The organism is Actinoalloteichus caeruleus (assembly GCF_049311605.1).
Taxonomy (GTDB): Bacteria; Actinomycetota; Actinomycetes; order Mycobacteriales; family Pseudonocardiaceae; genus Actinoalloteichus_B; species Actinoalloteichus_B caeruleus.
This window is the reverse complement of the sequence record NZ_CP186005.1, coordinates 3101535-3125937: the sequence shown is the minus strand read 5'-3', so window position 1 is coordinate 3125937 and position 24403 is coordinate 3101535. Positions and strand designations below refer to the sequence as shown.

The 24403-nt window shown below is 67.8% G+C and carries 25 protein-coding genes; 16 read left to right on the top strand and 9 right to left on the bottom strand.

What is annotated here, in order from left to right:
* Positions 1-154 precede the first annotated feature (154 nt).
* Together ACOJVX_RS12695 and ACOJVX_RS12690 are read right to left on the bottom strand one after the other, a co-directional pair.
* The gene (locus ACOJVX_RS12695) at positions 155-742 is read right to left on the bottom strand and encodes a 5-formyltetrahydrofolate cyclo-ligase (RefSeq protein WP_422646768.1); all 588 of its coding nucleotides are present in this window, start codon (positions 740-742) and stop codon (positions 155-157) included.
* Positions 743-1347: 605 nt separating this feature from the next.
* Complete coding sequence (locus ACOJVX_RS12690; protein WP_418155918.1) at positions 1348-2553, bottom strand: M20 family metallopeptidase; 1206 nt, start codon at positions 2551-2553, stop codon at positions 1348-1350.
* A gap of 681 nt (positions 2554-3234) precedes the next feature.
* Between ACOJVX_RS12690 and ACOJVX_RS12685 the strand changes: the two genes are divergently transcribed.
* The 4 genes from ACOJVX_RS12685 (at position 3235) to ACOJVX_RS12670 (ending at position 6041) form a co-directional block, all read left to right on the top strand.
* Entirely contained in the window at positions 3235-3555 is a 321-nt protein-coding gene (locus ACOJVX_RS12685) for a hypothetical protein (RefSeq protein ID WP_418155906.1), read from the top strand.
* A gap of 209 nt (positions 3556-3764) precedes the next feature.
* Positions 3765-5306, top strand: a complete 1542-nt coding sequence (locus tag ACOJVX_RS12680; RefSeq protein ID WP_418155907.1) for a hypothetical protein — start codon at positions 3765-3767, stop codon at positions 5304-5306.
* A 94-nt stretch (positions 5307-5400) separates the two neighbouring features.
* Complete coding sequence (locus ACOJVX_RS12675) at positions 5401-5610, top strand: hypothetical protein (RefSeq protein ID WP_418155908.1); 210 nt, start codon at positions 5401-5403, stop codon at positions 5608-5610.
* A gap of 8 nt (positions 5611-5618) precedes the next feature.
* A complete protein-coding gene (locus tag ACOJVX_RS12670) occupies positions 5619-6041 on the top strand; it encodes a hypothetical protein (RefSeq protein WP_418155909.1) in 423 nt (140 codons plus the stop codon).
* Positions 6042-6104: 63 nt separating this feature from the next.
* On the opposite strand, the gene ACOJVX_RS12665 is transcribed toward ACOJVX_RS12670, so the two are convergent.
* The gene (locus ACOJVX_RS12665; RefSeq protein ID WP_418155910.1) at positions 6105-6338 is read right to left on the bottom strand and encodes a hypothetical protein; all 234 of its coding nucleotides are present in this window, start codon (positions 6336-6338) and stop codon (positions 6105-6107) included.
* A gap of 781 nt (positions 6339-7119) precedes the next feature.
* Here ACOJVX_RS12665 and ACOJVX_RS12660 point away from each other — a divergent pair.
* From ACOJVX_RS12660 to ACOJVX_RS12650, 3 genes are read left to right on the top strand one after another with little or no spacing between them, the layout of a single operon-like run.
* Positions 7120-7668: a hypothetical protein gene (locus ACOJVX_RS12660; RefSeq protein ID WP_418155911.1), complete on the top strand. Its 549-nt coding sequence runs from the start codon at positions 7120-7122 to the stop codon at positions 7666-7668.
* Entirely contained in the window at positions 7665-9845 is a 2181-nt protein-coding gene (locus ACOJVX_RS12655; RefSeq protein WP_418155912.1) for an ATP-binding protein, read from the top strand. The genes ACOJVX_RS12660 and ACOJVX_RS12655 overlap by 4 nt, the downstream gene beginning before the upstream one ends.
* A 35-nt stretch (positions 9846-9880) precedes the next feature.
* Positions 9881-12001: a hypothetical protein gene (locus ACOJVX_RS12650; RefSeq protein ID WP_418155913.1), complete on the top strand. Its 2121-nt coding sequence runs from the start codon at positions 9881-9883 to the stop codon at positions 11999-12001.
* Positions 12002-12348: 347 nt separating this feature from the next.
* Here the strand turns inward: ACOJVX_RS12650 and ACOJVX_RS12645 are convergent, their stop codons facing one another.
* The 4 genes from ACOJVX_RS12645 to ACOJVX_RS12630 form a co-directional block, all read right to left on the bottom strand.
* A complete protein-coding gene (locus ACOJVX_RS12645) occupies positions 12349-12489 on the bottom strand; it encodes a hypothetical protein (RefSeq protein ID WP_418155914.1) in 141 nt (46 codons plus the stop codon).
* Between the two features lie 114 nt (positions 12490-12603).
* Positions 12604-12798, bottom strand: coding sequence for a hypothetical protein (locus tag ACOJVX_RS12640; protein ID WP_418155916.1), 195 nt, complete (start codon positions 12796-12798; stop codon positions 12604-12606).
* Positions 12799-12809: 11 nt separating this feature from the next.
* On the bottom strand, positions 12810-13577 hold the full coding sequence (locus ACOJVX_RS12635) for a 5-formyltetrahydrofolate cyclo-ligase (protein ID WP_422646767.1): 768 nt from the start codon (positions 13575-13577) through the stop codon (positions 12810-12812).
* A gap of 12 nt (positions 13578-13589) precedes the next feature.
* Positions 13590-14753 (bottom strand): helix-turn-helix transcriptional regulator, encoded by a 1164-nt coding sequence (locus ACOJVX_RS12630; protein WP_422646766.1) that lies wholly within the window; start codon positions 14751-14753, stop codon positions 13590-13592.
* Between the two features lie 1054 nt (positions 14754-15807).
* Between ACOJVX_RS12630 and ACOJVX_RS12625 the strand changes: the two genes are divergently transcribed.
* The 8 genes from ACOJVX_RS12625 to ACOJVX_RS12590 all read left to right on the top strand — a co-directional run bounded on the left by ACOJVX_RS12625 (position 15808) and on the right by ACOJVX_RS12590 (position 21287).
* Complete coding sequence (locus ACOJVX_RS12625) at positions 15808-16290, top strand: hypothetical protein (protein ID WP_422646765.1); 483 nt, start codon at positions 15808-15810, stop codon at positions 16288-16290.
* Positions 16284-16976 (top strand): 7-cyano-7-deazaguanine synthase, encoded by a 693-nt coding sequence (locus ACOJVX_RS12620; protein ID WP_422646764.1) that lies wholly within the window; start codon positions 16284-16286, stop codon positions 16974-16976. Before ACOJVX_RS12625 ends, ACOJVX_RS12620 begins: the two co-directional genes overlap by 7 nt.
* A gap of 312 nt (positions 16977-17288) precedes the next feature.
* Positions 17289-18362 carry a helix-turn-helix domain-containing protein gene (locus tag ACOJVX_RS12615; protein ID WP_422646763.1) on the top strand — a complete coding sequence of 358 codons (1074 nt, stop codon included), beginning with the start codon at positions 17289-17291 and terminating at the stop codon, positions 18360-18362.
* The gene (locus ACOJVX_RS12610) at positions 18362-19399 is read left to right on the top strand and encodes a hypothetical protein (protein ID WP_422646762.1); all 1038 of its coding nucleotides are present in this window, start codon (positions 18362-18364) and stop codon (positions 19397-19399) included. Before ACOJVX_RS12615 ends, ACOJVX_RS12610 begins: the two co-directional genes overlap by 1 nt.
* Positions 19400-19745: 346 nt before the next feature.
* Positions 19746-19943 carry a hypothetical protein gene (locus ACOJVX_RS12605; RefSeq protein ID WP_422646761.1) on the top strand — a complete coding sequence of 66 codons (198 nt, stop codon included), beginning with the start codon at positions 19746-19748 and terminating at the stop codon, positions 19941-19943.
* Positions 19944-20009: 66 nt separating this feature from the next.
* Positions 20010-20363, top strand: coding sequence for a hypothetical protein (locus ACOJVX_RS12600; protein ID WP_418155366.1), 354 nt, complete (start codon positions 20010-20012; stop codon positions 20361-20363).
* A 34-nt stretch (positions 20364-20397) separates the two neighbouring features.
* Positions 20398-20682 (top strand): hypothetical protein, encoded by a 285-nt coding sequence (locus tag ACOJVX_RS12595; RefSeq protein ID WP_418155365.1) that lies wholly within the window; start codon positions 20398-20400, stop codon positions 20680-20682.
* Positions 20683-20687: 5 nt separating this feature from the next.
* The gene (locus ACOJVX_RS12590) at positions 20688-21287 is read left to right on the top strand and encodes a hypothetical protein (protein ID WP_422646760.1); all 600 of its coding nucleotides are present in this window, start codon (positions 20688-20690) and stop codon (positions 21285-21287) included.
* A 377-nt stretch (positions 21288-21664) separates the two neighbouring features.
* Here ACOJVX_RS12590 and ACOJVX_RS12585 read toward each other — a convergent pair whose 3' ends face one another.
* On the bottom strand, positions 21665-22042 hold the full coding sequence (locus ACOJVX_RS12585; RefSeq protein WP_418155361.1) for a hypothetical protein: 378 nt from the start codon (positions 22040-22042) through the stop codon (positions 21665-21667).
* A 192-nt stretch (positions 22043-22234) separates the two neighbouring features.
* Between ACOJVX_RS12585 and ACOJVX_RS12580 the strand changes: the two genes are divergently transcribed.
* Complete coding sequence (locus ACOJVX_RS12580; RefSeq protein WP_418155360.1) at positions 22235-22975, top strand: GGDEF domain-containing protein; 741 nt, start codon at positions 22235-22237, stop codon at positions 22973-22975.
* 194 nt (positions 22976-23169) lie between these two features.
* On the opposite strand, the gene ACOJVX_RS12575 is transcribed toward ACOJVX_RS12580, so the two are convergent.
* Entirely contained in the window at positions 23170-24402 is a 1233-nt protein-coding gene (locus ACOJVX_RS12575) for an MAB_1171c family putative transporter (protein WP_030225815.1), read from the bottom strand.
* Position 24403: the final 1 nt, after the last annotated feature.

Below are 24403 nucleotides of genomic sequence, written 5' to 3'. Positions count from 1 at the left end.
CGTACGAACGGGGTAGGTCCCGCTGCTCGCCCCAGCGGAGGACGACCGGCTTCGTCGCGGCTCAGCAGATCAGCCGCGATGCGTTTGCGCGCCTGCGTCACGTTCCCCTCGGCCAGGGAGCCGACACGCTTCTCCTCGTCGGTCATGGGCGTTCTCATCCGTGGCCCGGTCGGTGTCCGTCGCCCGGGCCAGCGGGGCGGCTCCGTCGGTCCGAGGCGCGCCGTCGCAGCACCGGGATGGCGGCGATCTTCTCGGCGGGAAGCCGCTCCCACATCAGGCCCGCCGGGCGTCGCCTCGGACCGCATTCGATCACCTGCTCGGGGGTGACGATCAGATCCACACTGAAGTCGTGGTCCGACTCGGGAAGGTCCTCGTCGACGACCTGGAGGGCATGCACGGTGGTCGCGATCACGGTTTCAGGGCCGATCCGCCCCGCTTCCCGCAGCAGCGCCACCTCCAGGTCCGAATAGCCTGCTCCCTTGCCCAGGCGAACCCCGCGCCGGTTCACCGCGACACTGCCGCAGACCACCAGGTCGACGGGCCGGACCTCGTCCACGTCCACCGTGGGGGCGAGGGCGATGGCACGGTGGCTGTCGGCTGCCTGTTCCGCAGGCACCTCGAGTTGTGCGGGGTCGAGCAGGCAGAAGGGGCGTTCCCGCGCCAGCTTCGGAACAGCCATGTACACGAGCTTGCCGTCCCGGAGAGCGCGAGCGCGCACGGCACGCTGGGCCCTGTCGGGCACGGTCGGGCCCTGTCGGGATGGCCGGTGGGTGATGGTCCTGTTCGGCCTTGGCCTGTGCTCGTTGCGGATCCCCGTCTCCTGGAGTTCCTGATGTCATGAGGTCCGTAGCTCACGAGGTCCTGGCCTCGGGGTCCGGCATGGCGTCGGTTCCTGGGAGTGGTGCCGTTCGGGGCTGGGGTTGTGGTTCGTCGGTGGCCTGGGGTCGGGATGCCGGTGGTTGCCCTGTGCTGTGGCTGCTGCCGTGTTGAGCAGGGGGAGTGGCCTGCCGTTGTCGGTGTCGGGCAGGCCGGCGGGGATGACAGGGCCGGTCCGGCCATTGGGGCGCAGTCCGGCGGCCGCCCCCGCCGGCGCTCGCCGGTCGTCGCGGCCGCCGGTCTGGTGTCGAATGAACGAGGAGTCCCTGCGGTGCGCGTGTGGTGACGTCGCGTGGTGTGCCCGTCGGTTATGGAAGCACCGGCCGTGTCCACCATGCCGGTGTGGTTGATTCCCCGGTCCGCGCGACGATCCGAACGCGGTTAGAGCGCGGCGGGCCCGAGTGGGAGTTGCGTGATCCACCGCAGGCCGGGACGTCCCACTGTTCGTTGTCGAAACCGCGCATGGTCGGGCTACGGACGCAGGAGCGCGAGTACGGCGGCGTGGTAGATCGCCTGGATGGTGGGGATGGTGTCCAGGCGGATTCGTTCGTCGGTGCCGTGTAGGCCGACGTAGTCGACGCCGAAGCCCGCGGTGGCGGGGATGTTCAGGCCGGCGAGGTAGTTGCCGATGTTGGACGGGCCGGCGATCTTGGGCTCGACCTCGACGCCGACCGCTGTGGCGGCGTCGAGGATGGCGGCGCGCAGTCGGGAGTCTTCGGCGAGGGCGAACGCGGGCCAGCGAGTGTCGACCTGGATGAGGGTCGGATGCGTTCCGGGCCACGCATGGTCGACTTGGGCGACGAGGTGTTTCAGCAGTCGGGCGGCGTCCTCGTCGTCGAAGTCGCGGGTAGTGCGGATATCGACGTGGAGGGTGCACAGGTCCGGGGTGACCGAGTAGCCCTGGCCTCCCTCGATCGCGGTCACGGTCAGCTTGCCGGCCATCGGGAATTCGGAGCTGGCGCTGTCGGCGAGCTCAGCCGCGGAGAGCACCCGGACCAGGTTGGCGGCCTTCTCGATGGCGCTCGGAGTGGTTTTGCTACCGCCGGAGTGCGAGGCCACGCCGTGCACGTGCAGTGTGGCGCGGTGCACGCCGCGTCCGCCGACGACGAGTTTGTCCATGCCGGGGTAGCCGATCATCACGCCGGCCACGTCGTCGGGTGCGTCCGGGCCCTCGAAGTAGCGTTTCGCCCCGCCGAAGGCCCCGGTGTGCTCGTCGACGTCGAACAGCAGTACCAGGCTGCCGCGCAGCTGGTCGGTCATGGTGGCGAGCCGGGTGGCGACGTGGCAGAAGATCGCGGCGCCGGATTTGGAGTCGGCGCTGCCGCGTCCGTAGAGCCAACCGTCGACGATGGTCGCGGAGGTCGGCGGATGGGTCCAGGCGGCCTCGTCGCCGAAGGGCGCGGTGTCCAGACAGGCGTCGAGCACCCAGCGGGGGCCGGGATGCACTCCGCGGATCTCGCAGGTCAGACCGACGGTGGCGCCGGCCTTGTCCCTGAGCACGGTGACGACGAGGTTGCGCTGTTCCAGCCAGCCACTCAGCCGGTTGAGCACCGGCTCGTACGGGTCGACACCGCCTCGGCTGGGGATGGCGACCAGTTCACGGGTCAGGGCGATGACCGACTCGTGGTCCTCGGTAGCCGCGGCCAACACGTCGCGCTCACCGCCGTGGTTGATCATGTTCACGACCGGCGCCTCCCCTCACCCACGCTCTGCTGGGCTCGTCTCTGGCGTCTAGCTTCGCATCTGCCGGACGGCATCCCCGGCAGTTCCCGTTCTTGAAGCGGATGCTGGAGCAGTACCTGTTTGACTACCTGGCCTTCGTCGACCACGACGGATGCGACGTGCCGGCGCCGAGCACTTCGCGCCGCAGCGGGAGGACGAGACCAACGAGCAGTACCAGCAGCCCCGTGAGGCCATCCGCCTGCTCAAGGAGACGCAAGCCGCAGCCGCGGGGCGCCGGGTGGTCGTGGCGGGCGGGCCTTGCCCGCTCCAGGTTCCCTGCGGCGCGGGGCGGACCGATCCGGGGAGCGTTGGCGAATGCCCGGGTCGCCCAGGTTTCCTGCGGCGCGGGGCGGACCCCTTTCCGACCTGCACCGCTGTTAGCGCGTGACCTTTTCGTGATGTCTTGTTGGTGTAGTTTCGCGAAGTCGGCTGTGCGGGTAGGTCACGTCGGTGCCGTCCACTTGTCCCTTTCGATGGGCTGGTCCCTGGTCCGGGGCTGCGTCACGGAGCTGTCAGAGTCACTCGAGGTAGTCCGTGAATCCAGCCTCAAGGGCGCGGTGGGCACGGGTCAGCCGCCGCCACGAAGGAAAACTATGCACACCACTACTACATCGCTGGACGCGTTTGCGTGTGGAAATGGCCGAGAGGATCCGGAAGGCGGGACACGCACAACGCGGCGAGGTCGAGCGGCCGCACTATCGAACCATCGAGCACGGCACATGCGTCGTGGTCGTCCCCACCCGCTGTCCGATTGGCCTGCATGTGCTGGCCAACGTCGGCTACCGCATCTACGGAGCCGATCAGACGTTGCACATCGACTGCGAAGCCTGCGAGGCCTGCGACGCCGGGCACGACCACGGGTGGTCACTAACGATCAATGGCCAACAGGCGGCATCCGCCGAGTTCGACGACGGTCCCTACATCGAGCTCCTCAAGAACCTGGCCCGATGTCAATAAGCTGTGTACTCATCGCGGCCACGTCTGCCGGCCACCGGTCAGCTCCGAACCACCTCCGCATGCCTGCTCGCGCCTCCTTCCGTAGCCTCGTGTCGCACCGAGCCCGAACGTCCACCCCACGGTAAACAGGTGAGAGCCGGCTGCCGCTTCACACGGCGGAACGAGGCTTGTGTCGGCCAATGCGAAGGTGCTGAAGGGAGTGGGCTGCGGTGGCGCCGAAGGGACCACAAAATTCGTTCAACTTGCTGATCGGCGACTACCTTCGCGTCACTACTGATCGTCCGGCGGTGTCGGGCCGGGGCGCGGACGAGGGCTTCGCCCGCATTGAACGTATTGAACATCTCGCCGAAGACCTTGCGCGGGAGGTTTTCACGCGCGAGTCCGTCGACTTTGGCCCGGTGCCGGTGGTGTGGTGTCACGGCATTCCCGGTCCGCTGGTGCTGCGTGGTGGTGACGTGCACGTTCTCGATCACGCTAACCCCGGCCGTGTTCGCCACGATGAAGCGCACCCGTGGTGGCCGCCCCCCGAGAAGGTCCTCCTGCGGGGCGCCGTAGCCGCGGGCCACGAGCCCTACCGGTGGCGCCGTGAACCCATACCGTGGACCGGGCAAGTCACCTGGGCGGACGCAGACTGGCCGCCCCGTGCGCCGTATCGGGCGACCGGGTTCACCAAGTCCGCTGCGGCTTTGCTCGTGGGGGACTATCTGCGGATCCATCGCGATCGCTGGCCTGAGTGCGACCAGGATGTCGACGAGGGCTTCGCCCGAGTCGAGCACCTGCGTTTGCTCAACCCCGAGCTGACGCAGCATCTGTTCGTCGACTCGGTCTGGGGTGGCATCGTCGTCGTGGCCAGCGTGTACGGGCTGCCCGGCGTGCTGATGCTGCGCGGCGAGGACACGGTCGAGGTCCAGGCAGTGCCCAATCCCGAGCGAGCCGCCTGGGAGGCCCGCAACCGGTGGTCGGGCCAGCCGTCGATTGTGTTCATCGACAGCCACGCGCCCACCGACGCCGAGCGGCAGGCCGCCGAGGCGATCGATGCGGCTTGCCGACCGCAGACCGACGAGGCCGACTGGTATCCGAGCCGGTTCAGCGATCCCTTTCAGCGCCGGCTGGCGCTGGAGTCCCGCTACGGGCTGCGCACCGTGCCGTTGTCAGCGTTGCCCTGGCCACATGGCCAGTCCAACTGCCGGATGGGCCGCATCGCCGACACCTACAAGGCGATCGTGGCAGACGAGCAGACCGCCCACGCCGCAGCTTTCCTGTCGGCGGAAGGCCGCGAGACGATGTCTTCCTGCTCGTACCATCAGCCCGATTGGCCGCGCCTGGTCCGCATCCTCACCGAAATCCTTGACACCGCCGACGGGCACGACCCTCAGCCACAGCGGCACTCGGACTACGTCCTGCTCTCGGCCGAAGACAAGCAGTGGTTGCGGACCTTGCTGATCGAGCCGATCGAATGGGACGACCGCGACCAGATGCTGACCAATGGCCAGCACCGCCTCTGCGCCCTGCGCGCCGCCGAAGTGCAGCACTGCCCGGTCAGGGGGCGCTACCTACCCGACACCACCCACGGTGCCGTGATCCCTGCCGCCGACCATGCCCGAGCCACGATACGCGTGAGCTGGCAGGACTACGCCGCTGCACGGCGGTGGCCTCGATGGGCCGGCACCCTGCTTGACAAGCTTCCGTCCGCGATCCAGATGCGCCTGCTCGCACGGGGCCGGCGTGTTCGTCGATCACCTTTCTTGTGACCACGGCCAGCGGGACTAGCTGCTGTCCGAATTGACCGTTCCGGGGTGACATCGCTCGTTTGTGTTACGGCCTTCGTGGTTACCGCCGCTGGTTGTGACTCCACAACCGTCCGCTGACCGTTCGCGTACCGCGCTGGATCTGGTCGCCGAGGCGATCGCCCGGCTGCAGACGACAGACCCGAGTGACACGGAGGCGTCATTGCTGGCGGCATGGCATGGTTTCGGCACCGCCAAGGCGGCTAACCAGTTCCTTGCCCGAAACAACGTCGATGACGCGGTACTGGCCCCGAACGCCGGCCGGTGATGGCGGCCGTGGCCGTGCTGCTGCGTGAGGCTCCGTCACTGCCCTATACCGACAAGGTCGTCGAGACCGTGGATGGCCTGGTTCCCGACGGCTTCCAGATTCCCGCCGATGACCGGACGATCGTCTACCGCGACCCAGACCAGCCGCTCGATGAGTCAGCAGCGGGGATCGTGCGGTGGAGCATCCACGCGTTGCCGCTGAAGTTGCACACGCTGCTGCCACAGGCAGCCGAGCACGCCGAGCACCCTGCTGACCGGGTCGCGTGCGAGCACGGCATCCGGCTCACCTACGAGCTCGAACGCTGCTGGGAAGGACGGCTGAGCTCCTTCCTCAACAGCTCCCGCGACCTGAGCGCACCGGGTCGACCTTGCAGGGAGTCGGGCAAAAACACCAGGCACAAGCGCTCAAAGAACACGAAGAAGAGGGCCTGACCACCGATGCTGCCCACGGACCGGCTGGTCCTCATCAACTTGGAGAACGTGGTCGGCTTCCGGTCAGAGCCCCGCACCCTGCGCGCCCGGATCACCGCCCTGCTCGATGCCGCCGGACCGTGCCATCACGCCGTCGCGGCATATGCCGCCGAGGATGCCGAGGACGACCTCACGGCCTCGGCGCTCGCCTGCCTGAACGTCGCGCCTCTCCGCCGTGTCGCCGGGCCCGGACGCTGCGGAAACCGCGCTCCTGGCGCACGCGAGACGGATGCAGGCCGAGGGGTGCGTGCTGTTCACGGTTTGCTCCAGTGATCGCGCTTTCGCTGCGTTGACCGACGTGGAGTCCGCCCAGGTCGACGTGCTGACCTGGGAGGGACAACCGGTGAGCTTGAAACTCGAACAGGTGGTCAATCATGTTCGCCGGTTGCCCCGGCCGTGTGCCGAAGGGGCCACCGCCGAGCCCACGATGGTCACGGCGCTACCGGGTGATGCGCCTCCGATGCCCTATCGACAGGGGCGAACGGCGCGCCAGCCGCTGGGCAGATTGACTGCTGGATTGGACACTGGCGTCGGTATCGCGCTAGGGCACCGCCTAGCCGATGTGGTGCTGTCACGGCGAGGCAGATGCTTTTGACCGCGCGAGTCGGGAGGCCAATTTCACCGACTCGGATCTCATGGCGCACGACTCCGCAGACGGCGGATCTGTTCCAGCTGCTATCCCGCATCCGTTACATACCACATCGGTTACAGAGGGTCCCCGAGTGTAACGGGTGGTCGCACCGGCCCGACGTGGTTGGTGACTTGATCACGGGCCGGAACCTTGTGGTCCATGATCATGCTGGCGGCCGTTCTGGTGAAGGTCGTCCGGTAGAGTAGCGGTGCTTCTGGGGGGCATGCCAGGTTGGACGAGATGGCTACCGGTGCAGAGTCCGCAGGTACAGAGGGTCGCCCTGCTGCGACGCGAACTCAGCACGCCATTCGGTTGCTAGTTCTGCTCGATGGATGCGGTACGCCGACCGTAGATGGAGATCCGCCCGGAACGGTCAAGTCGGTACGAAGCGAGCTGAGGCTCCAGGCGATGGACTTCTGGCTGCGAAACCCGGACTATCTCGCCGACGAGCTGGTGTCGCTGGTGGAAGCTGGCACAGCCGACGCTGGTCACCTGAACACAGCGCGTTCGCTCTTGGACGATCCAGAGCCTGACCTGCGCTGGTACCCGATGCCGCGCTGGTTCTTCGGCGCATACGAGCAGCTCGATGACGCGTTCTCCATCCTCGAAACGTACGGCCTCGCCACATTGCGCCGTACCGGGCAGCCAGGCAAAAAGAGCAAACGCAACCAGTTCTTCCTGACGCAGGCCGGGGCCGCCGCGGTCGCTGAGCTTGCGAAGGATCCGACTCTGGGCTGGTACGCCAAGCAGGTGAAGCTGGTCGCGTTGGTCGCGGGGGACGACGGTGGGCAGGTCCTCAAGGACCGGCAATACCGGCAGGCCACGTATGCAGGGACCGACCTAGGGGTGGCCATCGCGCCGATCGCGCCGAAGGTGCGTGAACGGCTGGACGCGCTGAGCGTCGTCGCATCGGTACCGGCTGCTGGAGAAGCCGGCCAGGAAGGGGACCAGACTTGAGTGCTCTCGGCAAGGAGGTTGTTGACGTCCTGGCCAGGCGGCGGGCAGGCGGTTCGCTAAGCCTCACTGTCGACGGGGTCGACAAGATTCTCAGCGGGCTTGGCGTCCCGCTCGGCGGCACCAAGGCAGTTCCCGTGCCCCTACGCGCCACCCGGATGCACTTCAGCGGGACGAAGTGGCTCAAACCGGATCACCCCGATGCTCATGGACACCCGTTGGTCGAGGTAGCCAACCTCCCTGAGTGGATCCGACCGGTCGTCGACAAGCGCTCACCCGCAGCGATCTCGGCCGGAGAGGGCGAGGCGCCGGAGGTCGACGAGCAGGCAGGACTGAAGGCGCGGGTCCCATTTCACTTCGAATGGTCGCCGCAGCCCGGCGTCAACGGGATTGGCTCGGGCAGGAACCTACGCGGCAAGTCAACCCTCCTGAACGTTCTCATGTGGTCGCTGACCGGCCGGTGTCCGCAGTTCCAGAACGATGTCCGCAGCTGGATCGAGCACGTCGAAGTCGATTGGCAGGTGGGCCCCGAGCGGCTGCGGGTTGCATTCGATGCGGTGGACGGGGTGGCCACCGGGCAAGTGATCAGGATCAGAGGGGTGGACTCGGACGCCAGATCCACGGTCCTCGGGCAGTTCGACGGCGCAGACTTCGAGGGCGTCATGGGCTCGCTGATGATGACTCGGCTGAGGTTGGAAAACATCCCGGTCTGGACGGACACGGCGGCTCGGGTGCACGCGTGGCCCGCGTACTCCAGTTCGTTCGTGGTCCGAGCGAACCAGCTCGATCCGATCGTCGGCAACGAGCAGACCATCGGCCTCCGAATGATGCAGATGTTCATCGGTACGGACTGGGCACCGGTGCAGGCTGCCGCAAGGACGGCGCGGCGCGGCATGGACACGGCACGAGACGCCGCGAAGGGCAAGGCGCAGGCGGCTGGCGAGGCGGTGGAGGCGAGCCGAATCGCGGCGGAGAAGCAGGTCCAGGATCTCCGAACGAAGATCGGGAAGCTGCCCGCCTGGACGCCGGACATGCAGGTGGTGCTCGACGTCGCGACCCGCGCATCCGACCTCGCACGAGAGGTTCACAGGCTTGAGGCGAAGCTGATCGCGCAGACTTCGCTCGCCGGAACAGCACGTCAACAGCTCAAGGCGGTGAAGGCTCGGGTGCACACCAGCTACGAGGACGCGCTCGCGGCCAGGTTCTTCCATCACATGCGTCCGTCGGTGTGCCCACGTTGCGCTGCGCAGGTGACTCCGGAGCGACAGGCGGCGGAACCGGACAAACACGAGTGTTCGGTGTGCACCAGTGAACTGAACCTGGAGGCCCTCCAGTCTGATGTCATCGTGGCCGCGTCCGCACCAGACGAGTTCGTGGCCGGCCTGGTCGCGAGAACGTCCAGAAGTGACGGCGACGACGCGGATGCCGAAGAAGGTCCCCTGGACGAAGTTGAAGCGGCGCAGGCCGCAGTGGCCGCGGCCGAAGCCGTGGTGGCGGAGTTGACTGCCGAGATCGCGGCGCTGACGACGGAGCGGGACGAGGCCGCGGCGCGGGTAAAGGTGGGGAGCGAACTTCTTACGGCTGCGGGTAAGCGTCGCGTGCTCGAACTCGACTTGGCCCGCGCCGAAGGCGCCCTGGGGGCGCTGACCCTGTCAAGCGACCCGGCGACGGTTGACCCGGTCGATCCGGTGCACCTCGCCGTCGTGGCAGCCGCCGAGCAGGTGCTGAAGAAGTGGGTGAAGAACGACCAGGACCCGATGCTGGTCCAGATCTCCGCCGACATCGAACGCCTGACGCAGAGCTTCGGCGCCGACAACCTCAGCGACTTCAGCCTCAGCGGCGCAGCGAACCTGACGCTCCTCGAAAACGGCGTCAGCCAGACCTACTCCGGGCTTACAGCCGGCGAGAAGCTGCGGGTCAAGATCGCGACCGCCATCGCCCTCATCCGGCACGGTTACGTCGAGGGGATCGGCCGCCACCCCGGGTTCCTCGTCCTGGACTCGCCGTCCGCCGAGGAAATGCCGGAGGAGGACCTCGCCACCATGGTCAGGGCATTGCGGGACGTCGCTGGCGAGGCCGAGATGCAGATCTTCGTCGCTACCCGCAACGCAGCCCCGCTCGTCGATCTACTTCCGCATGCCAGTCGGGTTGTCGCGGAGGGTAACGCCTACGTTTGGTGAGAAGCTGCACGGTAATTGCTGACGAGAGGAACGCCATGAGCGGCAGTGCGGCCGTCGAGCTGGAAGGGGATCTCGCCGCGCTCCTTTCGGCAAGCGCGGGTGGCCCGCCGGTCGAGGGCGCTTTCGCGACGCTTGGCGGCTGGGACCGACTGGCTCGGGAAGCAGCTGACCTTGCCGACAGCCCGGTGCTTCCGCCGCTCGTCCACCTGGTCGCGCACGAGGCAGCCAAGTTTGGCAGCCGAACCGAGAGCTATCCGACAGCTTTGCGCCGCGTATCAGCTGCGGTCACCTCCACCACGAGTCCGGCCATCCTCACCGACAGCCTGGAGGCTCTGCTCACCAGTGGACCCGCGCTGAACGAGGTCGGCGCGGTTCTGGCCAAGGCCCTGGAGGATGCTGTCCAGGAATTCCTTGACTTGCCGGACCCGGACACCCGTGCCGCCCTGAGAACGGCAAGCGCCCTGGAGGCCCGCACCCGACTTGCCCTGTGCGAGATCGGATCGTCATTCGCGCTGCTGGCTCTTCTGGAGCGTTTCGATGCACCGATGCCCAAGCCGCTCGGCACCGCGGTTGTCCGCGCCGTCGGTGTCGCCGTCGACTGCTGGCCACACGCCGCGAGCCTCGCCGGCGTTGTCCGCCTCGTCGCTGGCATCGACCCCCCGGCCGGCCGGCCGCGCCCAGGTGCCGACCCCGAGGACGTCGCCTCCGACGCCGCATGGGTGCTGGCGGGTATCGAACTGGTCAGCGCACTCCGCGCCGCGGACCTGCCGCTCATGCTGAATAACCTCGAAGCCTCCGCAAGATACTTGCAGGTCGCCTGGGACACCTACGAGCGTGAGGACGCGAGCATCCTCCTGACTGTAGTCGAAGTGCTGTGTGCGCTCCTCGACGAGTCCTCGCCGAGGCTGCACGTGGCCGCCCTGTCGACCCCTCGGCTAGAACCACGCGCATTGGCCGACCTAGCTGAGCGGATTCGCCGGCTCAACGTGACGTCGATTGGGCTGAACCACTGGTACGGGGATCCGAAGCGAGCAGCGCTGCTGGCGTGGACTCAACTGGCCGACGACCTGGGCAGGCTCCGGGAAGAGTTTGAACGGGATAGCTTCTACAAGGCCGAGGTCGTTGTCGACGACCTACTCCAGATCTACCTGGGCTCGCGCTCCGCGGCTGTCGTCTCTCACAAGGAGGACATTGACGGCCTGCTCAGGCTCGTTCAGCCGGTCATCGAGTCGGGGTTTGCCAGGACGGCGGGCCTGCTGTGCAACCTCGAAGATCACACCCACGCCTTGGAGCAGGAAGCCGCGACCGCGGCGGGCGACCGTGAACGCGAGGTCACCGAGAAGCTCGCCGCCGCGCAAACGGTCCTTCAAGCGGCGAAGGCACAAGCATTGGCCGGTGCAGGGCCGGGAAAAGGCGATAGCGGCACGGCGACCGCGTCGCTGCCGCAACCCCTCAACCAACTCGTCCTGCCCGGATCCGCGGCAGCGATCGAACTTGCCGAGAAAGTGTCGCCCGAGACCCTCGCTGAACTCGCCAAAGCGGTCAGCGACAAAACCATCGGCAGGCACAGCCTCAACCTGATCGAGGCCGAGGTGTACTCCGCGATCCGCTCGTGTTTGGAGACGAGCCCCGACTACGTCGGGGAGCCGAAGGAGGCAGTGGACGACGTTCTTAGGGTGATCATCCAGTTCGTCAGCTCACGGACCAATGCCCAATCGGACCTGTACCCGTACTTGTTCGACCCGAAGGCCGTCGAAGACCACATCCACAAGGACCTCCTCAGCTACTTGGAGTCCAGTAGCCTCGGCGCGATCGCCGAGTTCGAGGTTCAGCACGTCGGCGGCGGCCGAATCGACCTGCGGCTCAAGTTCAGCGGATTCAGCATCTGCATCGAGATGAAGGTCGATTCGATGAAGCAGCCCTTGAGTGACAAGCAGGCGTACCTCAAGCAGGTGGTCACATATCAGACCACGGATATCCGAATCGGATTCCTGGTTTCACTGCGCCACAAGGCGTTCGATCCCACCGGGGCTTCGCCACACCTGAGCGCGCTCATCGGGCATACGGTGTTCGACGTGCCCGGTGACGCGGTCCCGAGGCACATCGTCACCGTAGGCGTTCCTGGCAGCCGGACCAAACCGTCGGACATGAAGTAGGGCCGGTTCGTTCCCAGCTGATGGAACCGGTCGCGCAGATTCGGCCGGAGGCAGCCACGCACGGTGGCAGCCGCATCACGCGGCCACGGTTGCGTCAGCGTTCTGGAACCCGCGCGTGCGTTGCTCGTCTCCTCGATCGGGAGCACCATTCGCTTCGAACTCTGCGCGAACGATCTTGACGAGTTGCCGAGCTGACGTGGCACCGATCCTCAGCCGAACACGTTGCGCGTCAGCGGATATCGGCCTTTGGTGGGTCGCCCGGCGAGCGGTGTCCTGCTGCCGCGCCTGTTTCAGGAGGATCTCCAACGGACGGCTGCGGGGCGCCCGCTGATCGAGTTTCGACGGATTCACATCCCTACGATCACCCCAGATTGCTCCGGAGTGGCCACCAATTCCTTGGCTTCGACGCTTATTGTCTCGGCGGCGGTGACGCTGTCGTCGCCACCGGCGGCAGCCTCGGGCGGATAGGTAGTGCCGATCGCCTGCAAGAAGCCTGGTCCAACCTCCGTCCAGCCGATCAAGAGAAGAGGTCCGACAGCATCGAACGCCGCCCGCTCGCCCCCGCTTGCGCGGAGCAGACCCCTTGCCGAACTGCACTGATGTTAGCGCGTTACCATTTTGTGATTTTCTGTTGGTGTGGCTCCGCGAAGCCGTGCGAATGGGTGGGTCACGCTGCTCGCCATCGGCAGAGTACGACCGTCGTCGTCGCGGATCAGCAGGTCAACGGCCACGCGCTTGCGGGCCTGCCTTGCGTTCCCCTCGGCCAGGTAGGCGAAACGCTTTTCGTTGTTGATCATGACGTTCTCGTCTAGCCGTGTCGGTGTCCGTCGCCTGGGCGAGTGGAGCGGCTCCGTCGGTCCGCGGCGCGTCGTCGCAGCACCGGGATGGCGGCGATCTTCTCGGCGGGAAGCCGCTCCCACATCAGGCCCGCCGGGCGTCGCCTCGGGCCGCATTCGATCACCTGCTCGGGGGTGACGATCAGGTCCACACTGAAGTCGTGGTCCGACTCGGGAAGGTCCTCGTCGACGACCTGAAGGGGATGCACGGTGGTCGCGATCACGGTCTCGGGGCCGATCCGCCCCGCTTCCCGCAGCAGCGCCACCTCCAGGTCCGAATAGCCTGCTCCCTTGCCCAGGCGAACCCCGCGCCGGTTCACCGCGACACTGCCGCAGACCACCAGGTCGACGGGCCGGACCTCGTCCACGTCCACCGTGGGGGCGAGGGCGATGGCACGGTGGCTGTCGGCTGCCTGTTCCGGGGGCACCTCGAGTTGTGCGGGGTCGAGCAGGCAGAAGGGGCGTTCCCGCGCCAGCTTCGGAACAGCCATGTACACGAGCTTGCCGTCCCGGAGAGCGCGAGCGCGCACGGCACGCTGGGCCTTGTCGGGCACGGTCTTGATGACGTGGGCGGACTTCCACACGGGCAGTTCCGCGAGGCGGTCGGCGGCGGCCCCGGCGGAGATGAAGTTCGGGATCCGGCCGTGCACGTCGGGGTCGTGCACGGCCGCGGCCGCCGCCAGGCGGTCCCACACGCGCGCACGTGCCTCGTCCTTCAGGTCGTCCAGCGGATCGCTCATCGGAACTCCTCCTCACGCGGCCGTCATCAGGGATAGCAGGCGATCGTGCACATCTTGGACGAAAGCCTCCTCCCGCCAGCGTCGGAGCTCCCGGGCAGCGTCGAAGGCGATGTTCATGGCGCCCCCACCGCGTGTGGCCTCAAGGAGATCGATGGCCTCGTGCAGGATGGTCGTGCCGGCTTCCGGGTCACCCTGCCGCACGTGAGCGAGCGACAGGTTGCTCAGGGTGATGGCTCGCGACTTGCTGGTCCGTCGGGTCGTGTTCGCCGCCTTCTCCAGGAACTGTTGAGCGCGGGCGTGTTCCCCGAGGAAGAGGTAGCAGGACCCCGCGAGCCGGGTGAACTGGCTTTCCGAGAACAGGAAGAAGGCTGGATCTCCATGCACTACGCGATCAAAGTGCGCCTCAGCCCGTCCGAGTGACGTCTCGCAGTCGCGCAAGTCGCCGAGCATCGCGTGCGCTTCGGCGTGGTGGAGCAATGCCAACCCGCACAGGACGGAGCTGGTAGTCGCCGTCAGGTCCGCGACACGGCCTGTGAGTAGCAGGCCAGCACGAGGATCGCGATCGCCGTAGAGGGTGAGGTAGCTCGCTCGCAGCAACGCGTGCCCTTCCGCCGTCACGTCTCCGAGTTCACGGGCTGCCGCCGATGCCTGCTCGAAGTAGGCGCGCGCTCTCTGTTGGTCACGTCGTTGGGAAGCGTCCCACACCAACTGTCCCACGAGAGTGGCTGCTTCCGCCTCCACTGCCTTCAACTCGCGGCGGACACGTCCGTCGGTCGCGTCCCGGGCGAGGAAGGATATCTGGCTGAGGGTGGGGGCGGCATCGGCCAGTAGGGGTATGGAGGGCGCGTTGTCGTAACGGGCATCGAGCGCGTGCACTTCCTGACGAAGATGGGCGACGGCGACAAGGTCGACCGTGACGGGCCGCTGCAGCACACGGCTCAGACGCCCGGGCTCGGGTGATGGGCGTAGCGGTTCGTCCAGGTACTGTTCCAACAGTTCGACTGGAATTTTCAGTTTCTTGGCGACGTCAGCCTGATTCCACGGCTGAGGCGACTGCACTCCCCGTTCCCAGCGAGCGACTGTAGACCGGTCGATACCCAGCGCGGTAGCGAACGTCTCCTGGGTGTATCCCAAGGCGGCTCGCCGTCGAGCCAGGCTCTCACGCCGCGTCACCATAGCCAGTCTCCCGCTTCATGTCGCACCTGTCCGCCCCCGATCGTGTCGCCGGTTCTCTTCGTGGTCAAGCTACGTGCCCTGGTAGCCATCGTGACCCTAATGGTTGGCTACGGGGCCAAACTCGACCCACGTTATCGGATACTGGTGAAGTACCCGCTGCCGCTCCTTGGTCGCGATGATCGCACCGTCACCCCGTGTGCTGGCCTCGCCCCAGGGATTTCCTGCTACGGCGCCAGAATCCCGGGCAGTGGCCATCGTCGCCCCCAGGGCGCCCCCCAAGCGCCACATGCTCGCTCTGGTTCAACTCCAAGCCGAGGTTTATCTTCATCAACGGGACGATGCAGGTCACCGAAAAGCACCAAGGAAATGGTACGGCCACCTCCAGGATTGAAACAGGACTTACGGGTTGCACGCGGCCAGGGTTTCCCAGAATCGGAGCAGGAAATGACGATCCATCACACACTCGCGGAGGCGGCCCGGTGCGCGAAACCGTCCGACCACGCTCGCCTCGTCTGGAGTTCTGGAGATTCAGGCGTGCGGCCGGAGCTGGAGCACCCGTTCCGCCGTGCCCCACGATGAAACGCCGTGGACCGTGGGCTGTGACGTGCCGGGACGCCTCCGGTCGGGCTCGTGAGTTTCGGGTGGTCGTGCGTGGCTCGGAGGTCGTGGTCGTGGCGCCTCCGGGGGAGGCTGCCGCCTTCGACGCCACCGAGGCCGCACGTCTCCTCACCGTGATCGCGAAGGCCACCTCCACGGCTTCCGCACCCGGCGCGGGTGGCACCGGCTCCTCATGATCCCGACGAGAACGGTGAGGCGGGACATCGGCGGCCCTCTCCCGTCGTGGCCCCTCCTGTCTCACCGCCCGGTCGCGGCGGAACCACGACCCCCGAACCCTGGTTCCGCCGCGACCCCCTCCCGCCCCGGAGTGCCGTCCGTCGTCGTCCGCGCCGGTGGTCTGCCGGCGTGGTGCCCCTGAACTCGGCGGGGCCGAGGTTCTCCCGCTTGAGGCGCCTCGGTTCCGCCGCCCCACCCCCATTCCCCGCACGGAGGTTTCATGACCACAGCCACCGCGAACCCCACCGAGAGATGTGTGATCTCGGCCGAGCAGACGCTCACCCGCTACGCCACCGAGACGGTGCGCTGGCCCACTTTCACCGATCCCGACACGGGGCAGGTGCGGCTGTCGCTCGGCGGCAGCGTCGATGCCCTGAGCATGAGTGCCGAGCTGGGCCACCAGGTCAACCACCACCTCGTCCAGGCCCTGCAACTCGGACCCATCATCGAAGTCCTGGCCCGTTCGTCCGCCAGCTGGATCTACCTCACCCAGCAGCGCACTCCGCTGCGTTCCTCCACGGTGACCGAGCTCCTCACCGCTGGAGCCTGCTGGTACGACGTGGGCAGCACGATCCTGCTGCCCCCGGCAATGTCCCGCGCCGAGTATCCCCGCTGGATTCAGCGCCCTCACACCGGGAAGGGCCTGCCTCGCTGGGAGGCGGTCGTCGGTGCCGTCCGCCGCGCGATTCGGTCAGCGTGGTGACCGGCGCCGTGTTGACCACGCACCTCGCACACCAGCACCCGGAGCACACAGTCGTCCTCGCCTCTGGTGGAGTGAACTCCACCGTTCTGGCGTACTGGCTGGCTGCCCGGCACAGCCGGCTGACCCTCGTGACGCTCGGCCACGGCCAGCCTCACCGCATCGCGATCAACCGGGCCTCGGTCCTCGCCCAGGCACTCGACTGTGGGCACCGAGTGATGGACGTGACCGCGCTGCTCGACCATGGCGCCGGGTCCTTCCGAAGCCAGCTGAAACCGGTCTCTTCCCTTCCTAAGCAGGGGACCGCACCTGGTGGAGCCCCAGTCCCACACGAGGTCATGCTGGACGTCGCCGTGTCGGTGGCGGTCGCGGTCCGCGCCGACGCAGTCGCTTCAGGGGTACGGGTCGCGCGCCCATCACCGACGTACCCGCGTAGCCCCCTGGACCAGGGTGACGCGTGGGCGGGACTGCGGTTGCTGACACCGTTCGCTGGCCTGCCCGCTGCTGCTGTCGTGCGTCTAGGTACAGCTCTGGGCGTTCCCTTCGCGGGTACCTGGTCCTGCGCACGGGCAGAGCCTCCCCACTGCGGACTGTGCGCGCCTTGCGTGGAACGTCGACGTGCTTTCCACGCCACCGGGATCGTCGACCTGACCACCTACCAGGACACTCGCCGTTGGGAGGCGGGATGACACCGGTCGAGGTGACCGAGATGGTCACGACACTGATCCCTCGTGTCCCGGCCACCCGCTCCCGGCGTGTCCGCCGTTACGCCCTGCCGCGGCTGGCGAGCCGGATCCGCCCGTACCTCGCCGGGCTCCCCTCCCGTGGCAGCCCGGATGGTGACCAGGGCCCTGCCCCCACCACCACGGGTCACCCTGCCCACTTCTCGAACCCTCACACTCCGCGCTGACGAGCGGCGTCCGCCGCTGGTGCTCCACAGCAGCCGGGTCAACCCGCACCGCCTGTTCCGTCACCCCGTCCCACCCACGGAAGTTCCAGACATGACCACCGCATCCGGTGCACTCGGGCTCCGGCCCGCGCTCCACCACCTGATCCGCCTCCACCCCGGCGACGAAGTCACCGCCGGCCCCCTCGCCGCCCCCCTCGAGAAGCCCACCACCGCGATCGACCACGAACTCGAGCTCATGGCCGCCGAGGGCCTGCTCACGCCACTGCCCCACGCCTCGGGACCCACCCGGTTCCGCCGCGACGGCGCGAACCACACCGCGCCCCTGGGGTGGGCGTGGCTGCTGGACATGCTCGACTGGTACCTCCGGCGCACCGCCGAGGTCGACCGTGCCCTCGACCCGTACGGGATCCGGAGCAGCCCGGTCTACGACCGGGCCAACCGACGCACGGGGTGGAGCCCGGACCGGGCACTGCTGTGGCTGGCCGCGGAACGGACGAACGTGCTGGCCGCGCAGTCGCTGGCCAGCCTGCACGGCTGGGACGAGCTCACCGTGAGCTTCGCCGAATCCCTCGGGATCCCCCTGTTGCGCGGCGGGTACCTCGACGACCTCGGGGTGACCCACCACCTGGCGTTGGCGGCGCGTCCACCGATCGACCCGCTGCTGCTGGCCACGCTGCACCTGCGCCTGGCTGAGGCCCACCTCGCCGCGCAGGACCACTCCCGCGCCATCGCCGAGTGCGTGCTGGCCCAGGACATCGCCGCGGGGGTGGGCGGCGGGCACGTCCGGGACGCCGCCCGTGTCTTGCGGGCCCAGGCCGAGGACGCCCTCGGGCAGCGGGCGGGAGCACCACCACCGACGCGGGAGCACCCGCCCCAGGCATCCACGTCCGCTTCGGAGCGGCACCAGCCCGGCGCCGCCGGTTCCGCATCCCCGCGCCCGGCACAGCGAACGGGTTCCATACCGCAGGACGTGCGACGGGCGGTCCTCGCCGCCACGCTCGCCGCCCGTTACCGCCAGGGGCACTCCATACAGGAACTGGCCACCGCCATCGGTCGCTCCTACGACATGACCCGCCGCCTGCTCCGGGAAGCCGGGGTGCGGTTGCGCCGACCGGGAGGCCGGCGCACCGCACGCACCGCCGCGGTGGAGGGGCAGGAGAGGTGATGGTCGATCCCGTCGTGGCCACCGTGCCCGGCCGTGTGCTCCTCGCTGGTGATCACCTGGACTGGATGTGCGGGGGTCCCCGCGTGTCGGCTGCCGTGGGGCTGCGGACCACGGCCACCGCCCTGCTCACCTCGGCCACCGAACACCTTTCGGCCATCGCCTATCGGCCGTTGCACCAACAACGCACCGTCCGGGTGCGGGACTACGCCCCGACCGGTGATGACCTCGACCTGGTCCTCACCACCGCCTGCCTGTCGGTGTACCAGGCTGGGGCGGGCCCGGCCGGTGGGGTCGTGCTGACCCGCGGTGAGGTCCCGGTCGGTGTGGGCCTGGCGTCCAGCGCCGCGGTCGCCGTCGCGGTCGCCGCCGCCGTCCTCGGGGCCCGAGCTGGTTCCCCAACCGGGGTGGATCGGGACCTCGTCCTGCGGATGGCGGGGGAAGCCGAACGCAGGACATCGGCAGCCGGGGTGTCCACCGATGTCCTGGCCGTCGCCGCCGGCGGCCTGGTTCGCGTCGAGGCCACCGCCGAGCCCGGGGTGCCCCGGGTGGCGGTCCTGCCCGCTCTCGACGATGCCGAGGTGGCACTGCTGCTGATCGACACCGGGCGAGGCAGGTGCCCGCACGCCGAACGGGTCCTGGTCTCGCGGTGGGTGGCCCGGGACCGGGATGTGGTGCGCTACGCCGATGCCACCGCCCGCCTGGTGGATGAGATGACGGCTGCGCTGCGGCAGGAGCCGGTGTCCTGGCCGGAGCTCGGGATCCTGTGCACGGCGGCGCACCAGCTTCTGAGCACGCGGGCGCGGGCGTCGACGGTGTTGCTCGACGCGGCCCTGGCCACGGCGGTCGACCACGGTGCCTATGGGGGTAAGGCAGCAGGAGGTGCGGTCGGTGGTGGTGCGGCGTTCGTGTTCGTGCCGCGCGACCGGCTGTTTCCGGTGCAGGCGGCGCTGCGGGCGTTACCGGTCGAGGTGACGGTCGTGTCGAGCTGCGCGGCTGGGCTGGCCTCCCCGCCGTCCTCGGTGGGCCTGACGGCATGACGTCGAGGCGTCCGACGCTTCCCCCGCTGGGCGCCCCCGGCTACGGGTGGCCTACCGCCATCCTGCCCTGATCTCGTCGGTCGGGGCGTCGACAACGACGTCCTCACCGATACCTGACGGCAGTCGCCGCTTCCCGGTGTCCCACCGCGTTACCCCGCCTCCCCTGTGTGGATCGCGGCCTTGCTGGGGGTGGTGGCTGCTGGGTCGCCCGGTGGCCGAACCCGCTCGCCCCGGCCCTCGCTCCGGGTTCCCACCGGGCGACCACCCTCTCTCCATCGCTTCCTGTTGTCCGTTGTGCGCCAGCTCCGCGGCGGTGCATCCCTACTTCTCGAAGGACCCGTTTCTCGTGATCGTGCACGTCCTCATCCACGCTGTCGTTTCGGTCCTCATCGCCTGTTTAGCCCTGATCGTGGTGGTGGGCCTGATCGCGCTGTACTTCGCGGTGTTCGGTGGCCACCCGCAGTCCTGGCACGCGGCGGCCGACACGGTGGTCTCCACGCTGGCCCGGTCGCTGACCACCCTGCTCTACGGACTCGCTCCGTGACCCCAACTTCCGGTGACATGGTCGTGCGGTCACAGCGAGTCCGCCCCTACCTGCCGGAGGACGGATATGACAGACGTGGCGGCCCGGAACGCGCTTCAGGCGGTGCCGGAACTAGCCGGGATCTACGCATTGACCCGCCGAGGATGGCAGTGGACCAGCCTGACCCGGGGCACCGGGACCCTCATCGGCTGGTTCGCCTGGCCTGACGGGCCGTTCGTGGACTGGTGCGTGATCCGGGGCTACGGCCAGGTCGAGGCCGCCCGGGTCCGCGACGGCGACGGGCTGGTCTGGCATTGCTGCGGGTCGGTGGGTGTGGTCGCCGCTGAGCTGCGGGACCTTCCCCCACCCCAGGCCCCGGGCGCTCCGCGTCTGCTGACCGGTCGCCGATGGCGACCACCCGGTTCCCTGCGTCTGCGGTAGTCCACCCCGCCTTTCACACAAACAAGGAAGCACCGTGCCCTCCGTCATCCCCCGCTGCCTGGAGCAAGTCCGCGCCAGCTTCTCCCTCGGCCTAGTCCCCCACTACCCGCAATCCCTGCTGGCCGGCGAGTTCCAAAACCGCCTCATCCTGGCCACCCTCGCTAACCCGGACGTCGCCTGCGAGGTCGGTACGGCGCGCCGCCTGCCCAAGCAGCCGCGTGGTCCGCTGCGATGCCGGCCAACCGCCTACGACCAGGCCGGCAGGCGATTCCTCCTCATCTCTCCGCTGCTGCCCGAACCCGTGGCGACTGGGTCGTGACTGCCATGAACTCGACACCGGAACAGGCCGTCCGGGCTGTCCTGCCACCAGCAGGACCAGCCACCCCGGCCCGGCCACACCCCAGCGAGAAACTGGAACCGACCGCGGCGACCAAGGCCATAGTCGGTAGGAACGTCGTGAACACCGACGACGAGGTCACGGGCGCGTGGCTGACCCGGTGCTCCGTCCGAACCCCGGTCACGGGCCGGCTCTACGGCCACATCGACGTCGACACCGGCCACGGCCCCCTTGTCGCACCGGGCCTGCGCTACCTCGCGGGCACCTTCGACCACCGCCGGACGGTGCTGTGCAGCGCTGTCGTTCGCCACTACGCCGAGTTCGACGACCTCTCGACCGACACGGTCACGGAGATTCGAGATCTGGCTCGGCGGTGGCGGGTGCGGGACTTCGTTCCCCCACCGATCACTCTTAAACGCCGGCGCCGACGCGTCCCCACTTGGGCGCGGGTGCGGTTCTGGGCCTGGGAACCCGAAGTCGAGCTGAGCATCAGCTACGCGGGCCGGGTCAGCTTCAAACACGCCGACTGGGCACGGATCGGTCCCCACCCCACCGGCGCGTCCGGTCCGACCTCGTCTCGGCCATGACACCCAAGCGGTAAGAGGCGACCGAGGTGAGGAGGGTCGACGCTCGCCCCACATGCCAGGATTCCCACGCGTCCAGCCCGCCCCAAAACACCTGGGCCCCACCCCGTGCGATGCGTCGCCGAGCTGGGCGAGCGCGGTCACCTCACCATCACCTTCCTGGTCAGGGAGAACGGCTCGGCGGAGCGATTGCCGAAGCGGTCGAGCTCGAGTTCCAAGGTGAGCGAACGGGGCGCAAGTACTCCAACGGCCGGGTCCTGGACCCCGCTCGGCTCGTGCTCACCCTGGACATCCGCTCCGGGCAGCCGGATGCTGAACGCCGTCAGCGGCCGCACCGTGCAGACAGAGCGCAGCAGCTTGACACGGAGAGCACCACCGCGTTACCCGTCGGTGTCCTTGACCTCGTCCTCGCGACCACGTTCGCGGCGCGCGGCGAGATCGCCCAGTAGGCGATCGACTTCAAGGACCTCCGCACCGGTGAGGTCGCCCAGCGCCGCCAACCTGCCCATGACCCTGGCCTGCGTCGCGGTGAGCTCGAAACGGCTGGGGTGAACCTGGAAGAAGGCGGCCAAGGACCGTTTCGTCGCGTCGTTACTGAGACGACCGTTCAAGATCCCTGTCAACGTTCCGTGTGACACAGGGTAACCGGCGTCCGTCATCAAACGGGCAAGGTGGCGCATGGACCGAATCTTGGTCCCCGTATCGCGCTCATAATCGCTGATCAGACCTTTGAGAACGAGATCCAACCGCTGTTCCACGACTACAAAATCTCCTCACTGTCACCCACTCGGGCGTTCCTGGCCCCGATCGCTGTTCAACCAGTTGAACAGCAGCGCAAGGCAGGTTTACCGTCGTCCTCGCTACCTGTTCATCAGGTTAAACACCCATCCATCGATCCGATACTCGACACGGTGATCGACATACGTTGAAGACTGCCCGAGAGGGAAACCATGATCTTTTCTGCGGTAGCGATCGCGACGCTGGCAGGGCTGGGAATAGCAGCACGGCAGCACATCCGACTCAGACGAGAGAACCACGCCCTTGCCGAAGCGGTTGAGGCGGGTCGCTGGTGCTCCGCCACTGGCCTGCTCCTCAAGACCCCATGGCTGACGCAGGCACACAAGCTTCTGCCGATACTCGAGGACCGGGCGCTCGTGGCGATTGTCGACCTTGATCGCTTCAAGGCGATCAACGACCACTACGGCCATGCCGCTGGCGACGAGGTTCTTCGAACCCAGGCAGAGCGGCTACGCCAGGCACTCGGAGCAGACGCACTCACCTGCCGTCGAGGCGACCATGGTGCCGACGAGTTCCTGGCGCTTCTCGACCGACGGGACTTCCGCGCTGACCGACTGCGCGACAGCCTGGCCTCCGACATCACCCTCAGCGACGGACGACGCGTGCACGTCTCCGCTTCTATCGGAGTCGCACTAGCCTCTCCCGGAACCGACACGACACTCGCCCAGCTGCTACACCGTGCGGACACCGCTCTCTACGCCGCCAAGTCCGCTGGCCGCGGTCGGTTGCTCGCCTGGGCGCCCGGGCTCCGGTCGCTACCTGGAAGCTTTCCCGAAAGCACCAGCAGCACCAGTTCTCGCTCCACCCACTCTGCTCTCTCGGCCGAGTCCGCCCCGACGCCCCGCGTCACCGACCACGGCCCCAACAGGCCTATCAGCTTCTGCCGTGCGTGACGCAGTTCTCCCGCAGTGACTCGTCACTTCCCCAATCTCGCTACCGAAGCACCCGCTTCGCCACGCTCCTATCCCCCGAACAGCACTCGCTGTGGGTCGTGGCGTGCCGTCGTGGAACCGGCTAACCCCCGAGCCGAATCCACGACACGCGGCCCGGAGAGCACCTGCCCCAGGTCTCTCCGGGCCGCTTCGGCTCACCTCGTTCTGCCGGTGGCCCCCCGTCGCCACGCAGCGGCGACCTGTCGCAGCCACCGAACGTTCTCGGCCAAGGTTCGGTGTGCGGCCAGCGGACGAGCCCGCTCTGATTCCGCGAGGAACGGACGACGTTCTCGCGCCCGATCGACAGCCTGGCGGATCATCTCCGCCTCCCCCAACGACCGCGCTCGTTCCGGCCCGTGCCCCTCCGCCACCGCACGCTGGATCTCTCGTTCACGAACCTCTGACGAGAGGTGCCCGTGCAGGTAGACCAGGACGTCCCAACACTCGATGACCCTGTGGTACAGCTTCACGTCGAGCTTCCGGAGGTCAACCGACTCCCACGCCCGGGTCCACGAAGTTGGAAGCCAACGCGGATGCTGCGGGATGACCACCCCAGGACGCAGCGCCGTCAAGGCGGACCACAAGGGCCACAACCCCCGGCGGGCGGCCCGATGGCGGTAGGTACGGATCGCGGCGGGTACTCCGTTGGCGATCAGTGGCAGCGCCAGCCCGATCGCCCCACACGCGGTTCCAAGCGCGATCGGAACGAACTCGGCGGCGTACTGGTCGTAGGGAGGCTTGTGGCCCACGACGGCTACCGCCGTGAAGTATCCGATCTTGTGCAATGCCTCGATACCACCGCAGATCGCCATCGCGCAGATCAGCCACAGTCCGATCTTCGTGGTCCGCCTCGTCTGAGCGTCGCGCGCCCACAGCCAGGTCAACCGGGTCACGGCGATCGCGGTACTTCCCATGTACGCGGCGTAGAGCAGCATGCCGGCAGCGGACCAGGGAACCTGACCCCAGTCGGACCGCCATACCGCTGGGATCTCTCCGGACGGAGTGACCACACCGATCAGGAGGCGAGCCAGGATGACAGTGCCGGCGATCGCGGTCTGCAGCCGCATCCGCAACGTCCGCTGCCGTCCCGGTTCCCACACCCAGGCGATCAGGAACAGCCGGAAGCCGTAGGCAGCGATCATGATCGGAATCTGGCGCAGCGCGTAGGCCACACCCGGTCCCACCGCCTCATCCAGCTCTGCGGAGCCGATGACTCCTGCCGCCTCGTCCAGTAGCAGCAGCCCGACCGCCAACCCCATCAGGCCGAGGCACATCCCTACGATCGCGGGCCGGTTCTCCCCGCTTCTCCGGAGATGGAACAACTTGATCACGCAGCCGGCCACGATGAGGCCGAGCACGATCGACTGGACAAGGTCCCGGTTCAACACC

What these genes read in the sequence shown, in the direction of transcription:
- ACOJVX_RS12625 (WP_422646765.1), top strand. Translation starts at nt 15,808, where the DNA reads ATGACCACAGCCACCGCGAACCCCACCGAGAGATGTGTGATCTCGGCC.
- ACOJVX_RS12630 (WP_422646766.1), bottom strand. Translation starts at nt 14,753, where the DNA reads ATGGTGACGCGGCGTGAGAGCCTGGCTCGACGGCGAGCCGCCTTGGGA.
- ACOJVX_RS12650 (WP_418155913.1), top strand. Translation starts at nt 9,881, where the DNA reads ATGAGCGGCAGTGCGGCCGTCGAGCTGGAAGGGGATCTCGCCGCGCTC.
- ACOJVX_RS12580 (WP_418155360.1), top strand. Translation starts at nt 22,235, where the DNA reads ATGATCTTTTCTGCGGTAGCGATCGCGACGCTGGCAGGGCTGGGAATA.
- ACOJVX_RS12690 (WP_418155918.1), bottom strand. Translation starts at nt 2,553, where the DNA reads ATGATCAACCACGGCGGTGAGCGCGACGTGTTGGCCGCGGCTACCGAG.
- ACOJVX_RS12685 (WP_418155906.1), top strand. Translation starts at nt 3,235, where the DNA reads ATGGCCGAGAGGATCCGGAAGGCGGGACACGCACAACGCGGCGAGGTC.
- ACOJVX_RS12590 (WP_422646760.1), top strand. Translation starts at nt 20,688, where the DNA reads ATGAACTCGACACCGGAACAGGCCGTCCGGGCTGTCCTGCCACCAGCA.
- ACOJVX_RS12660 (WP_418155911.1), top strand. Translation starts at nt 7,120, where the DNA reads ATGGACTTCTGGCTGCGAAACCCGGACTATCTCGCCGACGAGCTGGTG.
- ACOJVX_RS12635 (WP_422646767.1), bottom strand. Translation starts at nt 13,577, where the DNA reads ATGAGCGATCCGCTGGACGACCTGAAGGACGAGGCACGTGCGCGCGTG.
- ACOJVX_RS12600 (WP_418155366.1), top strand. Translation starts at nt 20,010, where the DNA reads ATGACAGACGTGGCGGCCCGGAACGCGCTTCAGGCGGTGCCGGAACTA.
- ACOJVX_RS12615 (WP_422646763.1), top strand. Translation starts at nt 17,289, where the DNA reads ATGACCACCGCATCCGGTGCACTCGGGCTCCGGCCCGCGCTCCACCAC.
- ACOJVX_RS12610 (WP_422646762.1), top strand. Translation starts at nt 18,362, where the DNA reads ATGGTCGATCCCGTCGTGGCCACCGTGCCCGGCCGTGTGCTCCTCGCT.
- ACOJVX_RS12640 (WP_418155916.1), bottom strand. Translation starts at nt 12,798, where the DNA reads ATGATCAACAACGAAAAGCGTTTCGCCTACCTGGCCGAGGGGAACGCA.